Below are 16,776 nucleotides of genomic sequence, written 5' to 3'. Positions count from 1 at the left end.
ACTTCCTCCTTGCGGTGGCAGCCGGGGTTGACTGCGTACTGAGTCGTCACCATCTCGGTGCCGGCGGGGTGCTGTGCTGGTCATGATCGGCCAGCGGTTCGGATTCCTGACGGGTGTCGCTCGGCTCCTCAGCCGCCCGACGCCCGCGGGACGTCCCGGACTGGAAGCTCGAGAGCCGCGACCGCAGCTCCTGGGCGTCGCGCCCGGAGGGCCCGTTCGACTCCACCGTCACCAAAGGCAGTGACTCGGGGATCGCGACCGGTACCCGCTTGGTGAGCGAGGGCGAACCGGTCGAGCCGTTGACCGCACTGGGGCGGTAGGCGGAGAGCTGGCTGAGCTCGGAGAGCGCCTGCTCCTGGATGTCCGACCGCAGCGCGAGCATCGCCGCGACCTCGTCGTCGAGGGCACCCACCCGGGGTGCTGCCGACGGGGGCGAGGCGGGCGAGGCCGCCGCGACGGGCGACGGGGCGCGCGGCGCCGGGGCCGGTGCGGTCGCCGGTGCCTGACCCGACCAGTCGGGCGGGGTCCACGGGGCGGGGGCGGCGTTGGCGCCACCCGCGGGACGGAAGAACGACGACACCTGGTGCGGTGTCTGCGAGGCGGCAGGGCTCGGTGCGGGCGGCGGGGCCCACGCGCCCGGAGCGGCCGTCGCGGGCGCGTCCGGCGCCACGGGAGGAGTCGGCGCGACGCTCCACGCGGACTGCCGCACCGCGGGCGCGGGCGCGATCGACGGCACTGCCTCGGCCGGTCGGTCGGGCAGGAAGCCGCGCGGGGGTGTCACCGACGAGAGCGGCTCGGACGCGGGAGAACCGTCCGGCTTGCGGCGGCCGAACAGCCCGCCCCAGCGGCGCTTGCCCTTCGCGTCGTCGCCCTGCTCGCCACCCTGGACGAGGTCCGAGAACGCCGGGGCGGGCTCGGACGTCGGCACGGCGGGCGCCCAGGACGGGGTCGACGGCTCGTAGGCGACCACGGGCTCGCTCGCGTGCGCCTCGGCCACCTCCCCGGCCTCGATGGGCGTGAAGAGCTGCGTCTGGGCGTGGGTGTCGACGTAGGCGGGGGCGACGGGCTCGTCCTCGACGATGCCGGGCACGGCCTGCTCGGTCCACTGGTCCTGCGGGTACGCCGGTGCTGCGTGCGACGCGGGAGCGACCTGCTCCCACCCCTGCAGGTCGGCCGCGACGGTCGGCTGCCAGGGCACCTCGTCGGCGACGGGCTGCTGGTCCCAGGCGAGCGAGGTGACCGGGGACTCCCACTGCGCCTCGGCCGGTGCGTGCTCCTGCCACGGCTGGACGGGTGCGTCCCAGCTCCGCTCGACGAGGGCCGGCTCGGCGGGCGATGCGTCCGTGACCAGCGGCTCGAACGCCGTGACGGGCTCCCACAGCGGGGCGGGGGCGGCGGGCTCGGCGACCGGCGAGGCGGCCAGCTCGACGGCCGGCTCGGAGGCCAGCTCAGGCGCGGCAGCGGGCAGGTCGATCTGCTCGCCGGCGTTCCAGGCCCGCGACTCGTCGAGGTCCGAGGCCGCGGCGGCCGGGGCCTCGTAGGACGTCGAGTAGGGCGAGGTGAACCGCGGTGCGGGACGCTCCTCGACCGGTGTCGCCCAGCCCGTGTAGCCGCTGTAGGCCGTGAAGTCCGGGTAGGCGCTGCTCGGTGCGTGGGGCTCGAAGGTCGGGGCCGCCGGAGCCGCGGGCTCGTCCCACGCCTGGGTGGGTGCCCAGACGGGCTCCGCGGGCGCCGCGTACGGCTCGGGCGCGAACGGCTCGGGCGCGAACGGCTCAGCCGGGTACTGCTCGGCGGTCGCCAGCTCGGGCTCGGACGCGACGTGCTCGGTCGTGGGCGACCAGTCGTCGACCGGTTCGTGGTGCGCGGGGGCCGCAGGTGCAGCGACCGGGTCCTGCGCCCACGACGGCACCCACACCTGGGTCTCGTCGGTGGCGGCGGGAGCATCGTCGTCGTCGTCCGGGGCGAGCCCCGGGATCTCGAAGCCGTTGACCGAGCGACGCTGCGGCGGCTGCGCCTGCTGGTCGGCCGGGGCGGGCAGCACGGGGGCGCGGTGGGGCGCGGCCAGCGCCTCGGCCGCGGCGCGGGGCGACAGCTCGCGGGGTGCGGGCAGCGGGAGCTCGGTGCGCCCGCGGAAGCCCGTGAAGAGCCCCGCGCGCTCGGTCGGCGCGGCGGGCGTCGGCTCGGCGGCCTGGGGCTCGGCGTCGCTCTGCCAGGCGGACGTCGCTGCGCGGGACCGGGAAGGCAGGTCGTTGCCCGAGGGGGCGGCGGTGATCGCCGGGGTCCACCCGGTCGACTCGGACGACAGCTCGGGAGACAGGAGCGCCTCGGCGGGCGCGGCGAGCACGATCCGGTCCTCGTCGAACGTCTTGGCAGCCCTCGTGGGCAGCCCGGACACGCTGAGACCCGTCGTGTCGTCACCGTCGTCGTCGCCACGCAGGCGGCGGCGCGGCAGGCCCAGCGACGTGGCGCCGTCGGTCAGGGCGGCCAGGTCGACCGCCTCGACCACGGGCACGTCCTCGACGAGGCCCTGCGCTGACGGCGGCATGATCGCCGCGGGGGCGGCCGCGGGGGCCTCCTGCTGGATGCGCTGCGGGGCGCCGAAGCCGGGCGACTCCGACGCGGCGAACAGCGTCACGGGGAAGCGCACGGTCGTCACCGTGCCGGTGCCGCGCTGGCTCTTGGAGAGCCGGACCTCGGCCCCGAGCCGGTTCGACAGACGGCCGACCACGAAGAGGCCGAGGCGCTGCGCGCCCAGGGCGTCGCTCGCGGAGGTCGACGCGATCTTGTGGTTCGCGGCCTCGAGCTCGATGTCCGACATGCCGAGGCCGTGGTCGAGCACCTGGACGACGACGAACTCGCCGATCACGCCGGTCTTGACCTCGACCGGGGTCTCCGGCTCGGAGAAGATCGTGGCGTTCTCGAAGATCTCGGCGAGGAGGTGCGCGGCACCGAGCGCGTTGAACCCGTGCATGAGCGGGTCGACGGGCAGGTCGAGGTGGATGCGGTCGTACTGCTCGATCTCGGACGAGGCCGTGCGGATGACGTCCGAGAGCGGCATGGCGTCGCGCACCCGGCGGCCCGAGTCGATGCCGGCGAGCACGAGCAGGGACTCGGCGTTGCGGCGCATCCGGGTGGCGAGGTGGTCGAGGCGGAACAGGTTCGCGAGGGTGTTCGGGTCCTCCTCGGACCGCTCGAGCGAGTCGATGAACGACAGCTGGCGGTTGAGCAGCACCTGGTCGCGGCGGGCGACGTTGACGAACATCTCCGCGATCGACCCACGCAGCGCGGCCTGCTCCTGGGCGACGTGCAGGGTGGTCGCGTTGACCGAGTTGAACGCCGCCGCGAGCTGACCGACCTCGTCGGACGAGGTGACCGGGATCTGCACGAGCTCGAGACCCGGCCCCTCACCGGGGACGGCGACCTGCTCGACGAGGCGCGGCAGCTGCTCCTGCACGTCACCGGCCGCGGCCGTCAGCCGCCGCAGCGGGTTGACGATGCCGCGCGAGACGACGATCGCGAACGCGAACGAGGCGATGGCGGCCAGGATGGCGATCGCGATCGTGGCGATCGCGGTGTTGCGCGCGTCGGCCGCTGCCGCCTGCGCGACGTCCTTGGCCTCGGTGAGGACCTTCGTGCCCACCGTGGAGATCGTCGCGAGCTGACCCTGGATGTCCGCGGTGTACTCGGCCGCGTCGACCGGGACGGCCTTGCCGGTGGTGGTCGTGGCGATGAGCCCGCGCTTGCTCTGGAACGCGGTCGTCGGGTCTTCGGCGGGGACCCGGAGCTGGTCCGAGCCCAGGGCCTGAAGCTTGACGCGGGCGTTGTCGCGCGAGATCTCGGTCGCGGCCGTCTGCGTCGAGTAGGACCGCTGGGCGGCCCCAGAGGCCGCCGAGCTCTCGATGATCGCGACGCCCTGCCCGACCTCGTTCACGAGGTCCTCGGCCGTCGTCGAGAGCGCGTGGTACGCGACGACGTAGCGGGCGAGCTCACGGTTCGCCATCGAGTCGGCGATCTGGCCGACGAGACCGATCTGGTTGCCGATGATCGAGTTGTACGAGCGCTGGACGGTCGCGGTCGTGCCGTCCTGGTCCACCAGCGACCGGACCGCCGGGAGCGCGGTGTTGTGTGCGACCTGCGACTCCTTGAACGCGTCGACGACGCCGTCCGGGAACTCGGAGAGGTCGACCTTCGCGGTGATCGGCTTGAGGGCCGCGATGGCTGAGTCGGTCGCCTGGCGCGCCGCGTCGAGCTGCTCGCGGTCTCGGACCGTGGTGACGGACAGCGCGCGTTCGTTCTGCAGCGCGATCCCGACCGGTCCGTACTGCTCGAGGACCTCGACGACAGTCGCTGCGGCCGCGGCCGACCGAGCAGTCCGCAGGGCGTCGTACGAGATGTACGCACCGGCAGCGAGGAGCACGATCATGGGCACGGCGAGGACCGCCAGGACCTTGGCGCGAATGCCAAGTCTGCGCAGCATGTCGACCTCTTTCCTTCACCCGTGAAGGGCGTCGCACCGGCGGAGACGGGCTGCCGAAGGTCGGCGGCACAGTCACCGTTCGCATCTCATCGGCTCCTGGACGGTGGACCATTAGCCCGCGGAGGAGTTTGCCACGACCTCACCCGGAGCGGTACGCCCGATTCGGGCCTAACCTCACCGATGTGCATGCCATCGTCGTGTCCGCTCCTGGCGGACCCTATGTCCTGAATGGTGCAGAGCTGCAAGATCCGACCCCGGCGCCGGGTGAGGTCCTGCTCGACGTGGTCGCCTCGGGGGTCAACCGCGCCGACCTGCTGCAACGCGCCGGGCACTACCCGCCACCCCCCGGCGCCCCGACCTGGCCGGGCCTCGAGGTCGCGGGCCACGTCGCCGCGCTGGGTCCCGGGGTGCCCGGTCCGCGCGACGGCGGCTGGGCGGTGGGTGACCCGGTCGTCGCGCTGCTCGACGGCGGCGGCTACGCCACGCGGGCGGTCGTCCGCGCCGGTCAGGTGCTCCCTGCTCCCCGGGGCACGGACCTGGTCGATGCCGCGGCGCTGCCCGAGGCCGTGTGCACCGCCTGGTCGAACCTGGTCGAGGTCGGTCACCTGCGGGCCGGTGAGACGGTGCTGGTGCAGGGCGGTTCGGGGGGTGTGGGGTCGATCGCCGTGCAGCTCGCGAAGGCGCTCGGCGCTCGGGTCGTCACGACCGCGGGTGGTCCGGAGCGGGCCGCCCGCTGCGTCGCGCTCGGCGCGGACGTGGTCGTGGACCACCGCAGCGAGGACGTCGTGGCCGCGGTGCTCGATGCCACCGACGGTCGTGGCGTGGACGTCGTGCTGGACGTGCTCGGGGCGGGCGCCCTGCAGGCGAACCTGGAGGTGCTCGCGACGGGCGGGCGGCTCGTGGTGATCGGCATGCAGCGCGGCAGCCGCGGCGAGCTCGACCTGGGGCTGCTGCTGCGCCGCCGGGCGAGCGTCATCGGGACGACCCTGCGCGCACGTCCCGCGCACGAGAAGGCCGCGCTCGTGGCGGCGGTGCGCAAGCACGTGTGGCCCCTGGTCGAGGACGGCCGGGTGCGGCCCGTGGTCCACGCGCGGCTCCCCCTCGACGACGCGGCCCGCGCGCACGAGCTGCTCGACTCGGGCGAGGTGTTCGGGAAGCTGCTGCTCGTCAGCCCAGCAGGCCCGCGGCCAGGGCCGGTGCCAGCATCGGCGTGAGCGGCAGGCGCGGCACGAGCGTGGCCTGCACCGCGTGGTACAGGTCGGCCTTGCCCTCCCAGACCGTCCGCGAGACCTCGTTGTCGACCCCGAGCTCGTGCCACCACGACCCGCCGTCACGGTCCAGCAGGTGGCGCTCGGCGTAGTCCCAAAAGGTCGCGTACCAGGTGTCGAAACGGGGGTCGCCCGTCGCGGCGAACAGGGTCGCGGCCGCACCGATGCCCTCGGCGACCACCCAGTGCATCCGCTCGCGCACGACCGGCCTGCCCGCCCAGTCGACCGTGTAGACGAAGCCGGGTGCACCGTCGACGTCCCACCCCTCGGCGACCGCCGCGTCGAACAGCGACACCGCGTCCTCGAGCATCCAGGCGGGGGCGTCGTCGCCGCGGGCGGTCAGGGCGGCCCGCGCGTGCAGGGTCAGGCGCGCCCACTCGAGCCAGTGCCCGATCGTCGCGCCGTACGGGCGGAACGGGTGCGCGGGGACGTCGGCGTTGTACTCGAGGTCGGGCACCCACCCCGCGTCGAAGTGCTCAGGGATGCGCCACGAGTTCGTGCGGGCGAAGCCGTGCACCACCCGCTCGACGATCCGCACCGCGCGGTCGAGCCACACCCGGTGGCCCGTCACGTCGGCCGCCGCGAGGTACGCCTCGACCGTGTGCATGTTCGCGTTCACGCCGCGGTAGCCGTCGAGCTCGGCGAAGGCCCGGTCCCAGCTCTCGACGACCATCCCGGCGTCGTCGTCCCAGAAGTGCCGGGTGGAGACAGCGAGCGCCTCGTCGAGCAGCTCGCGGGCGCCGGGTCGTCCGGCGGCGGTGGCGCTCGCCGTGGCCAGGACCACGAACGCGTGGGGATAGGCGGCCTTCGCGTCGTCGGTCGGGCCGTCGGGGCCCACCTCGGCGAACCAGCCGCCGTTCTCGTCGTCGTGGAACATGCCGCGCACCGCAGCGAGGCCGTGGTCGACGAGGGGCGCGCAGCCGGGCCGGCCCAGCAGCGTGCCGAGCGCGTAGACGTACGTCATGCGGCACGTGATCCACAGCTCGGCGGGGCCGGGCACCGGCCGCCCCTGCTCGTCGAGCCGCGCGAAACCACCCGTGCCGGACGCGGACGCGACCCCGAACGCGAGGAGGCGGTCCGTCTCCTGCTCGAGCCAACGGGCATGAGCAGGGGTCGTGAGCCACGTCATGCGGTCACCCTAGCGGCGCACCCGTGGGCCCCGTCCGCCGCATGCGCACCGTGCGGGACCGGGTGACAATCGAGGATGGCCGAGAGCACCGGCACGACACCCCAGGACGAGCGCGACGAGCACCCTGAGCGGGACGGTGAACCGTCCGACAAGGAGCAGCGCACCGCACCCGAGACCGCACCCGGGCAGGGCGCGGGGAGCCCGCAGGTCGTCGTCGTGGGACCCGACGGACGCCCGCTCGTCGTCTCGGCGGCCGCGTCGGTCGCGCACGGCGAGGGCGAGCCCGAGAGCACCGACGAGGACGGCGAGAAGAAGCCCCGACCCATGGTCGGGGAGCCCGCGAAGGTCATGCGCATCGGTTCGATGGTCAAGCAGCTCCTCGAGGAGGTGCGCAGCGCACCGCTCGACGAGGCGGCCCGCGCCCGGCTCGTCGAGGTGCACGCCCGGTCGCTGCACGAGCTCGAGGACGGCCTCTCGACCGAGCTCCTCGACGAGCTGCACCGCATCACGCTGCCGTTCGGCGACGACGTGGTGCCGAGCGACGCCGAGCTGCGCATCGCCCAGGCCCAGCTCGTGGGATGGCTCGAGGGGCTGTTCCACGGTCTGCAGACGGCGCTCGTCGCGCAGCAGATGGCGGCCCAGTCGCAGCTCGCGCAGATGCGCAGGTCGTTGCCCTCGGGCGTCGCGGTCAGCGGCATGGTGCCCCAGGGCGCCGCGGCCGCGCAGGGCGCCCAGCCGCCGCCCGACCCCGCGCACCGGCCCGGCCAGTACCTGTAGCGGCCCGCGGCACGCACCCCGCGGCCCGTCAGGAAGGCGTGACGTCCCCGGGCGGCGGTGTGCCCCGACGACCCGAGCTGAGCACGATCGCGACCGACACGAGGGCGAGGCCCACCAGCTCGAGGCCGTGCGGCCACTGGCGCAGCACGACCGCACCGACCACGGCGGCCGTCGCGGGGAGCATCGCGAGCAGCACCGCGAACGTCGCCGAGGTGACGCGCCGCAGCACGACCTGCTCGATCGCGTACGGCACGACCGACGACAGCACCGCGATCGCCACGACCAGCAGCGCGAGGCGGGCGTCGACCAGCACCGGCCCGGCACGTCCCGCGAGGAAGGGCGCGAGCACGAGCGCGCCCGCCGCCATCGCGACGGCCAGCGATGTCACTCCCCCGCCCTGGCCGCCCTGCAGCGACACGCGTCGGCCGAGCAGGATGTAGCCGGCCCAGCACGCGGCCGCGATGCCGATCGCGACCAGCCCGCGCTCCGCACCGGGCCCCGCGTCGAGGCTCACTCCCGCGAGCAGCACGACGCCGACCGCCGCCACGGCGATGGCTCCGCGCTCCCGCAGGCTGCGGCCCGTGACCGCGGCGACCGCGACGGGGCCGATGAACTCGATCGCGACGGCGGTGCCGAGCGGCAGGGTGTCGATCGCGACGTAGAACGACACGTTCATGAGCGCGAGGACGACCCCGAAGACCGCCGCCATGCCGAGCTCGGCGCGGGTCCAGCGGGTGCGCCACGGCCGGCGCCACAGCCCGAGCACGACCGCGGCGACCGCGACCCGCAGCCACGCGAGCGTCGCGGCGGGCACCACCGCGAACAGCCCGACGGCGATCGCAGCGCCCAGGTACTGGGTCAGTCCCGAGGCGACGAACAGCAGGGGCGCCGGGACCCGGTCGACGCCGGCTTCGGTGGATGCAGGATGAACGGTGCTCAGCCCTTCACGACGAGCGGGACGACCATCGGGACGGCGGCCCGTGAACGTCAGGGCCACGGGCAGATCGTTCCACACCCCGAACGGCCCGACGCCCGCGGGCGCGCCACGGGCGCCCGCCCCGACCGCTCGTGGCGGCGGGACGGGCGCCCGTCGTGCGGGGTGGGCGACCCCGGCGTTCAGCCCTTGACCGACCCCGCGAGCAGCCCTCGCACGAAGTAGCGCTGCAGAGCCACGAACACGATCACCGGGACGATGATCGACACGAACGCCCCCGCAGACAGCAGGTGCCACGAGGACCCGCGCGTGCCCGTGAGGTTGAACAGCGCGACCGTCATCGGCGCGACGTTCTTGGACGACCCCGCGAACGTGAGCGCGACCAGCAGGTCGTTCCAGACCCACAGGAACTGGTAGATGCCGAACGCCGCGATCGCGGGCGTCAGCATCGGCAGCATGAGCCGGAAGAAGATCGTCACGTGCCCCGCCCCGTCCACGCGGGCGGCCTCGATGAGCTCGCGCGGGATCTCCCGCATGAAGTTGTGCAGCAGGAACACAGCGAGCGGCAGCGCGAACATCGTGTGCGACAGCCACACCGCCCAGTAGGTGCCGCTGATGCCCAGGTCGACGTACAGCGTCAGCAGCGGGATGAGCGTGACCTGGATGGGCACGACCTGGAGCGCGAAGATCGCGACGAACAGCACGTTGCGACCCCGGAAGTCCATCCACGCGAACGCATACGCCGCGAGAGCGGCGAGCAGCAGCGGGGCGAGGACCGCAGGGACCGTGATGACGAGCGAGTTCACGAACGACGGCGAGATGTTGTCCGACCCGCGACCGCCGAGCACCGCCTGGTAGTTCTCGAGCGAGAACGACGGGTTGGTGAAGAACGTCCACCAGCCGCTCGACTTGATCTCGGCCTCGGGCCGGATCGAGGTGATGAGCAGCCCGAACGTCGGGATCGTCCACGCCACCGCGAGGACGACGGCCGCGAGCGAGGCCCACCGGGAGGACAGGTGCCCTCCGGCGGTCGCAGCGGCCGAGGCGATCGGGCGCGTCTTGGTGGTCTGGGCCGTGCGGATGTCGGTGGTGGTCATCGCTGGCTCTCCGAGGCTCGCATCTGACGGATGTTGTAGATGACGATCGGGATCACCAGGACGAACAGCAGGACCGCGAGCGCGGCGCCCAGCCCCTGGTTGCCGGCGCTGAAGCTCTGCGAGTAGAACTCGTTGGCCACGACCGACGTGCCGAACGCGCCGCCCGTCATCGTGCGGATGATGTCGAAGACCTTGAGGCAGCCGATGGCGATCGTGGTGAGGACCACGACGACCGAGGGCCGGATGCTCGGCAGCGTCACGAAGCGGAACATCTGGACCGCGCCCACGCCGTCGAGCCGGGCGGCCTCGACGATCTCACCCGGGATGGCCTTGATCGACGCCGAGAGGATCGTCATGGCGAAGCCGGCCTGGATCCAGATCATCACGACGATCAGGAAGAACGTGTTCCACGGGGTCCCCACCAGGAACTGCGAGGGGGTGCCACCGAGCCACACGATCACCTGGTTGAGGAGCCCGATCTGCGGGACCCCCTCCTGGCGGTACTCGTAGATGAACTTCCAGATGATCGACGCCCCGACGAACGAGATCGCCATCGGCAGGAAGATCATCGCCTTCGCGATCGACTCGCCGCGCGCCCCGTCGACGAGGATCGCGTACAGCAGCCCGACCGCGGTCGCGACGAACGGCGTGACGAGCACCCACAGCACCGTGTTGCGCAGCACCAGGAGCTGGTCGTCCGACTGGAAGATCGTCAGGTAGTTGTCGAGGCCGATGAAGGACGTGCCGGCCGCGTTGTACAGCGAGCGCAGCATGGTGCGCAGCGCCGGGTAGATGAGCCCGACGACCAGCAGGGTCACGGTGGGCAGGATGAACAACCAGGCCACCCTGCGTCGGCCGCCGCGCCGTTCGGCGAGGGCCGCGAGGAGCAGGATGACAGCGACGACGGCCGCGAAGGCGAGGAGCCCCAGTGCCATCGTGAAGAACTTGCCACCCATCGTCAGGGTGGGGGCTGCGTAGTGCATCGGACCTCCTGGGCAGAGCCGTCGTCCGGGTCAGGGGTGCAGGACGTGCGACGACCGCCACCCGCGCGCACCGGGGTGCGCACGGGTGGCGGTCGGTCAGCTCAGGACTTCGGCCAGGAGGCCTCGATCTTGTCGACCGTGTCCTTGGTCGACTGCCCGGTGATCCAGTTCGTCGCCTCGGACCAGAACGAGTCCGACCCGACAGCAGCGGGCATCATGTCCGAGCCGTCGAAGCGGAAGACCGTGTTCGGGTCCTGCAGGATGCCGGCCGAGAGCTGGTCGATCGGGTTGACCAGGTTGGCGATGTCCAGCCCCTTGTTGGCGGTGATCCAGCCGCCCTTCGTGATCTCCGAGCTCGCCGAGGCCTTGAGGTTGGCCCAGGTGTCCGTGGAGAGGAACGTCTGGAAGGCCTGGACCTCCGGACGGTCGGCGAACGCGAGGTAGAACTCGCCGCCGCCGAGCACCGGGTGGTCGTCGGCCTTCTCGCCCGGCAGGTAGAACGCGTACGCGTTGCCGTCCTCGGCGACAGTGACCGTGCCGTCGGTCGGGTAGTTCGAGGAGTAGAACGACGCCATGCGCATCATCCAGCAGTTGTCCGCGGGGATGCCGAGGCCCGCGTCCTGGAACGTGGTGGTCGCGATCGACGAGACGCCGCCGAAGCCTGCGTTCGTGTACTTGTCGTTCTTGAGGATGGCCCCGGCGGCGTCGAACGCCTCGGTGGGGACGGCCGAGTTGAACGCGATGTCGTGGCTGACCCACTGGTCGTACACGTCGGGACCGCCGACCCGCAGGACGAAGTCCTCGATCCAGTCGGTGATGGGCCAGCCCGTGGCCTCACCCGAGGCGATGCCTGCGCACCAGGGGACGTCCCCGGTGGCCGCGATGTCCTCAGTGAGCGTCGTGAGCTCGTCGAGCGTGGTGGGGACCTTGTAGCCGGCCTCCTTGAACCGCTGCGGGTTGTACCAGACGAGCGACTTCACGCTCGCGCCCGACGGCGCCGCGTAGAACGTGCCGTCGACCGTGCCGTAGGCCTTCCAGTCCTCGCCCCAGAACTCGTCGACGTTGGCAGCGACCGCGTCGGGCGCCGCGACGGCCTTGCCGGTGTCCACGAGCTGCTTCAGCAGACCGGGCTGCGGGACGATCGCCAGGTCAGGCGCGTTGCCGGCCTGCGCCTGGACGAGGATCTGGGTCTCGAAGCTCTTGTCGGCCGAGTAGTCGATCGTCGCGCCCGTGCAGTCCTCGAAGGGCTTGTACGACTCGATGTACGGCTCGTCCTCGGGGGCCACGATCCCGGCGTACACCGTGACCGTCGTGCCCGAGAGGTCGCCGTAGTCGGCGAAAGCCGCACAGTCCGCGTCCGACGTCGCGTCGTCCGCACCGGTGGTCGCGTCACCTCCGCAGGCCGTGAGGAGGAGAGCGAGTCCTGCACCTGCTGCGACCGCCGCACCGGCGCGCCGCCTCTGCATACTCTTCATCGAGCTACTCCACATCGTCGTGGTGTACGACCGACGGTGCCGCCGGCCCTTGCTGACGATGCAAGCGCTTACATCAGTCGGGCGCAACCGCATATTCATAACGATTAGGTCACCCATCGGTCACGGCCCCCGTCCGGTCGCCCGGATGGACCAGCGGCGTCGACCCAGGTCAGCCGCGCGGCGACCCGCTCCGCACCGGACCCGTGGTGCGGCGCTCGACCAGCCGGGTCGGGAAGATGGCGCCGGCGGGCACCGGTGCGCCGCCCGCGATCAGCTCGAGCATCATCGACGCGGCCGCGACGCCCTGCGCCGGAGCATCCTGCGCCATGGTCGTCAGGCCGACGAGCTCGCCCAGGTCGTGCCCGTCGACGCCGATCACCGACAGGTCCTGGGGCACCCGCAGGCCCAGCTCGCCCGCCGCGAGGATCACGCCCATCGCCATCTCGTCCGACGCCGCGAACACGGCGGTGACCTCGGGGTGCTCCTCGAGCAGCCGTCGGGCCGCCACGCGCCCGCGCGCCACGTCGAAGTCGCCACGCACCTCGAACCCCGCAGGGATCGCGAGCCCCGCGTCGGCCATCGCCCCGCGCCAGCCCCGCAGCCGGTCCACGACCGGCGCCCAGCCCATCGTGTCGTCCCGGTCGCCCGTCACGTGCGCGATGTGCCGGTGACCGAGGCCGATGAGGTGCTGCGTCGCCGCCCGCGCGGTCGCGTCGTCGTCGATGCGCACGGTGATCTGGTCGGGCGGCCCCGCGCCGATGAAGATGAGCGGCTTGCCCAGCGCGGCGAGGTCCGCGACCTCGTCCCCGGTCATCGGCAGCCCCACGACCACGACCCCGTCGACGCGGCGCCGCAGCACCGCCGGGTCGACCCTGCGGCGCGGACCGCGCGTCACCTCGAACGTGTACAGCAGCGCGTCCATGTCCGACGCACGCAGCGTGCGCTCGGCACCCTCGATCACGTTCGCGAAGAACCACCGGCTCACCCACGGCGTCAGCAGCCCGATCGTCCGGGTGCGTCCTGACGCGAGCGACGCGGCCGAGGGCGACGCGACGTAGCCGAGCTCGGCAGCCACCTGGCGCACCCGCGCGCGTGTGGTCTCGGTGACGTTGGGGAGCCCGCGCAGCGCCCTGGACACGGTCGCGGTCGAGACACCCGCCGCCCGCGCCACGTCTTCGATGCCGTGCGCCATGGACGCGATTGTCCACCGCGGCCCGGGACTGGTCCAACGGCACCCCGTGCACCCATCCGTGCCGCCCCGCGCGCGGCTGGCGCGTCAGGCCGGTCGGGGCTCCGTCAGCAGCGCCGTGAGCACAGCGGCCGCACCGTCGTCCTGGATCGTGCCGGTGACCTCGTCAGCGGCCTCCCGCACGGCCTCGCTCGCGTGGCCCATCGCGACGCCCCGGGCGGCCCAGCGCAGCATCTCGAGGTCGTTCGACCCGTCGCCCAGCGCGAACGTCGAGAACGGCTCGACGCCCAGCTGGCGCCGCAGCTCCTCGAGCGCGCTGCCCTTGGAGACGCCGCCCGGCGTCAGGTCGAGCCACGCCGACCAGCCCACCGCGTACGACACCTCGTGCAGACCGACGCGCTCGACGAGCTCGTGGAACTCCTCGGGCGTGCTCTGCGGGCTGCGGATGACGACACGGGTGACCGGCCCCGCGCACAGCTCCTCGAAACCCACGACCCGGTGGTCGCCGGTCAGCTCGCCGTCGGGGAACGGCGCCGACACCAGGAACCCTCGCCCCAGGTCCTCGACCGCGTACAGCGCGTCGGGCAGCTCGAGCGCCAGCACCCGCAGCGCGGGCTCCGGGTCGAACGTGATGATCTCGGTGGTCTCGTAACCGCCCGGCAGGTCCGGGTCGAGCCGCGCGGTGACCGCCCCGTTCGACGTGACGACCCAGCCCGTGAGCAGGCCCAGCTCGCGCGCCACCGGGAGCGTCGCCACGACCGACCGGCCCGTCGAGAGCACCACGTGCGCACCGGCGTCACGCAGCGCGCCCACCGCCTCGCGGACCTCGGGGGAGATCGTGCCGTCGAACGACATGAGGGTGCCGTCGACGTCGAGCGCGACGATCATCCCCTCCACCGTGCGGGAGTGCGTCATGGCTTCACCGGCTCCAGGACCTCGAGGCCGCCCAGGTAGGGGCGCAACCCTTCCGGGACGCGCACCGAGCCGTCGGGCAGCTGGTGGTTCTCCAGGATCGCCACGATCCACCGGGTCGTGGCGAGCGTGCCGTTGAGGGTCGCGACGGGTCGCGTCTCCCCCGTGGCGGTGCGCTCCCGGATGCCCAGGCGGCGCGCCTGGAACGTCGTGCAGTTGGACGTCGACGTGAGCTCGAGGTACCGCTCCTGGGTGGGGAGCCACGCCTCGCAGTCGAACTTGCGGGCCGCGCTCATGCCCAGGTCGCCCGCGGCCGTGTCGATCACGCGGTACGGGAGCCCGGCGAGCTGGAGCAGCTCCTCCTCCCAGCCCAGGATGCGGCGGTGCTCGTCCGCCGCGTCCTCGGCGGTGGTGTAGCTGAACGCCTCGACCTTGTGGAACTGGTGCACGCGGATGATGCCGCGCGTGTCCTTGCCGTACGAGCCCGCCTCGCGGCGGTAGCAGGCCGACCACCCCGCGTACCGCAGCGGGCCGTCCGACACGTCGATGATCTCGCCCGAGTGGTAGCCCGCAAGCGCGACCTCGCTCGTGCCCACGAGGTACAGGTCGTCGGCCTCGAGCCGGTAGATCTCGTCCGCGTGCGCACCCAGGAAGCCGGTGCCGGCCATGATCTCGGGCTTGACCAGGGTGGGGGTGATCACCGGCGTGAAGCCGTGCGCGAGCGCCCGGTCGACGGCCGCGTTGAGCAGCGCGAGCTCGAGACGCGCACCCACACCCGTCAGGTAGTAGAAGCGGGCGCCTGAGACCTTCGCGCCGCGCTCGGTGTCGATCGCCCGGAGCATCTCGCCGAGCTCGAGGTGGTCGCGCGGGGCGAAGCCCTCGGCCACGAAGTCGCGCGGGGTGCCCTCGTGGCGCAGCACCACGTAGTCGTCCTCGCCGCCCGCGGGCACACCCTCCTCGACCACGTTCGCGATCCGGCGCGCGAGCTCACCGGCCGTGACGTCGGCCGCGTCCGCCTCGACCTGCAACGCCTTGACCTGCTCGGCGATCTGCTTCGCGTGCGTGAGCAGCCGGGTCTTCTCGTCACCCTGCGCCGCAGCGACCTGCTTGCCGAGCGACTTCTGCTCGGCGCGCAGCCGCTCGAAGTCGGTCAGCGCGGCGCGGCGCCGGGCGTCGGAGTCGAGCACCTGGTCGACGAGACCCGGGTCGTCACCACGGGCCCGCTGGCTGGCACGGACGAGGTCGGGGTCCTCACGGACGAGTCGCAGGTCGATCACAAGACCGAGCCTATCGACCCCGCCCGACGACGGCCTCGCGGTCCGCCGCGCGTCGCAGGTTGACCAGGCCGTCCGTGCGGTGCGCGACTACGTTGTGCCCATGACATGGGAGGCGTGGGTCGCGATCGGTGCGTTCGTGCTGGCCGGGTGCGCCGTGGTGCTGGCCGTGCTCGTGCTGCGCCTCGAGCGCGAGCTGCGCAGCAGGCTCGAGGACCCGGACGCCGTCGGGGTCGAGGTCGGCCACGGCGCGGACGAGCCCGGTCAGCTCGTCGCGTTCGTCGCGAACCCGTCGAAGCCCGACGTGGCCGATCTGAAGGCCCTGATCCTGGGCACCGTCGCGGAGCGGGGCCTGCCGCAGCCGATGTGGCTCGAGACGACCGTCGACGACCCGGGCGTGAGCCAGGCCCGCGAGGCCGTGCGACGGGGTGCGGACGTGGTCGTGGCGGTGGGTGGCGACGGCACCGTGCGCGCCGTCGCCGAGGGCCTGGTGGGCACCGACGTCGCGATGGGGCTCGTGCCGCTGGGCACCGGGAACCTGCTCGCGCGCAACCTCGACCTGCCCGTGGGCGACGCGATCGCGGCGCTGGGGATCGCCCTCACGGGCTCCGACCGACGGATCGACGTCGGCTGGCTGCGGGTGCTGCAGCCCGACGGCGAGAACATGGACGAGGTCGCGCACGCCGCGGCGGAGCCGAGCGAGGCGAACCGCTCGGCGGGCGAGCACATCTTCCTCGTGATCGCCGGGGTCGGCTTCGACGCCGCCATGATCGCCGACACCGACGACGGCCTCAAGGCCCGCGTCGGCTGGATCGCCTACTTCGTCTCCGGCATCCGGCACCTGCACGGGCGCCGGCTGCGGGCGGTCGTGCGCCTGGACGACGAGCCCCCCGCGACGCTGCGGCTGCGCAGCCTGCTCGTCGGCAACTGCGGACGGCTGCCGGGCGGGATCACCCTGCTGCCCGACGCCGTCCTCGACGACGGCTGGCTCGACGTCGCCGCGATCGACACCCGCGGCGGCGTCGCCGGCTGGGCCCAGCTGCTCGGCGAGGTCGTGCTGCAGGGCGTCGGGGTGAAGACCGAGCTGCCCGCGAAGATCGGGCGCATCGACCACGCCCGTGCCCGGCGCGTGCACGTGCGGCTCGCGAACGGCGAGCAGGCGCAGGTCGACGGCGACATCGTCGGGCTGGCCCGGGAGATCGAGGCGCGCGTCGAGCCCGCCGGTCTCGTGGTGCGGGTGGCCCCGGCCTGAGCCGCGGTC

The 16,776-nt window shown here is 73.0% G+C and carries 12 protein-coding genes; 3 read left to right on the top strand and 9 right to left on the bottom strand.

Going from position 1 to position 16,776, the window contains the following annotated elements:
• Positions 1–46: 46 nt before the first annotated feature.
• Positions 47–4,477: a nitrate- and nitrite sensing domain-containing protein gene (locus tag ACGIF2_RS11375; protein WP_396046649.1), complete on the bottom strand. Its 4,431-nt coding sequence runs from the start codon at positions 4,475–4,477 to the stop codon at positions 47–49.
• A gap of 182 nt (positions 4,478–4,659) precedes the next feature.
• Between ACGIF2_RS11375 and ACGIF2_RS11370 the strand changes: the two genes are divergently transcribed.
• Positions 4,660–5,691 carry an NAD(P)H-quinone oxidoreductase gene (locus ACGIF2_RS11370; protein ID WP_396046647.1) on the top strand — a complete coding sequence of 344 codons (1,032 nt, stop codon included), beginning with the start codon at positions 4,660–4,662 and terminating at the stop codon, positions 5,689–5,691.
• Here the strand turns inward: ACGIF2_RS11370 and ACGIF2_RS11365 are convergent.
• Positions 5,645–6,874 carry an AGE family epimerase/isomerase gene (locus ACGIF2_RS11365; protein ID WP_396046645.1) on the bottom strand — a complete coding sequence of 410 codons (1,230 nt, stop codon included), beginning with the start codon at positions 6,872–6,874 and terminating at the stop codon, positions 5,645–5,647. The genes ACGIF2_RS11370 and ACGIF2_RS11365 overlap by 47 nt on opposite strands.
• 75 nt (positions 6,875–6,949) lie before the next feature.
• Between ACGIF2_RS11365 and ACGIF2_RS11360 the strand changes: the two genes are divergently transcribed.
• Positions 6,950–7,651, top strand: coding sequence for a bacterial proteasome activator family protein (locus tag ACGIF2_RS11360; RefSeq protein ID WP_396046643.1), 702 nt, complete (start codon positions 6,950–6,952; stop codon positions 7,649–7,651).
• Between the two features lie 28 nt (positions 7,652–7,679).
• Here ACGIF2_RS11360 and ACGIF2_RS11355 read toward each other — a convergent pair whose 3' ends face one another.
• The 7 genes from ACGIF2_RS11355 to serS form a co-directional block, all read right to left on the bottom strand.
• Positions 7,680–8,591, bottom strand: coding sequence for an EamA family transporter (locus ACGIF2_RS11355; RefSeq protein ID WP_396046818.1), 912 nt, complete (start codon positions 8,589–8,591; stop codon positions 7,680–7,682).
• A gap of 176 nt (positions 8,592–8,767) precedes the next feature.
• Entirely contained in the window at positions 8,768–9,682 is a 915-nt protein-coding gene (locus ACGIF2_RS11350; RefSeq protein WP_396046641.1) for a carbohydrate ABC transporter permease, read from the bottom strand.
• Positions 9,679–10,665: a carbohydrate ABC transporter permease gene (locus ACGIF2_RS11345; protein ID WP_396046639.1), complete on the bottom strand. Its 987-nt coding sequence runs from the start codon at positions 10,663–10,665 to the stop codon at positions 9,679–9,681. The genes ACGIF2_RS11350 and ACGIF2_RS11345 overlap by 4 nt, the downstream gene beginning before the upstream one ends.
• 101 nt (positions 10,666–10,766) lie before the next feature.
• Positions 10,767–12,140, bottom strand: coding sequence for a carbohydrate ABC transporter substrate-binding protein (locus tag ACGIF2_RS11340; protein WP_396046637.1), 1,374 nt, complete (start codon positions 12,138–12,140; stop codon positions 10,767–10,769).
• 169 nt (positions 12,141–12,309) lie between these two features.
• Complete coding sequence (locus tag ACGIF2_RS11335) at positions 12,310–13,332, bottom strand: LacI family DNA-binding transcriptional regulator (protein ID WP_396046635.1); 1,023 nt, start codon at positions 13,330–13,332, stop codon at positions 12,310–12,312.
• A gap of 84 nt (positions 13,333–13,416) precedes the next feature.
• Positions 13,417–14,244, bottom strand: a complete 828-nt coding sequence (locus ACGIF2_RS11330) for an HAD family hydrolase (RefSeq protein ID WP_396046633.1) — start codon at positions 14,242–14,244, stop codon at positions 13,417–13,419.
• Positions 14,241–15,518: a serine--tRNA ligase gene (serS, locus tag ACGIF2_RS11325; protein WP_396046631.1), complete on the bottom strand. Its 1,278-nt coding sequence runs from the start codon at positions 15,516–15,518 to the stop codon at positions 14,241–14,243. The genes ACGIF2_RS11330 and serS overlap by 4 nt, the downstream gene beginning before the upstream one ends.
• Positions 15,519–15,618: 100 nt before the next feature.
• On the opposite strand from serS, the gene ACGIF2_RS11320 reads away from it, so the two are divergent.
• Entirely contained in the window at positions 15,619–16,767 is a 1,149-nt protein-coding gene (locus tag ACGIF2_RS11320; protein ID WP_396046629.1) for a diacylglycerol/lipid kinase family protein, read from the top strand.
• Positions 16,768–16,776: the final 9 nt, after the last annotated feature.

It is taken from the genome of Cellulomonas sp. P22, assembly GCF_044392165.1.
Note: the sequence above shows the minus strand (reverse complement) of the source record. Positions and strands in the feature narration are given on the sequence as shown.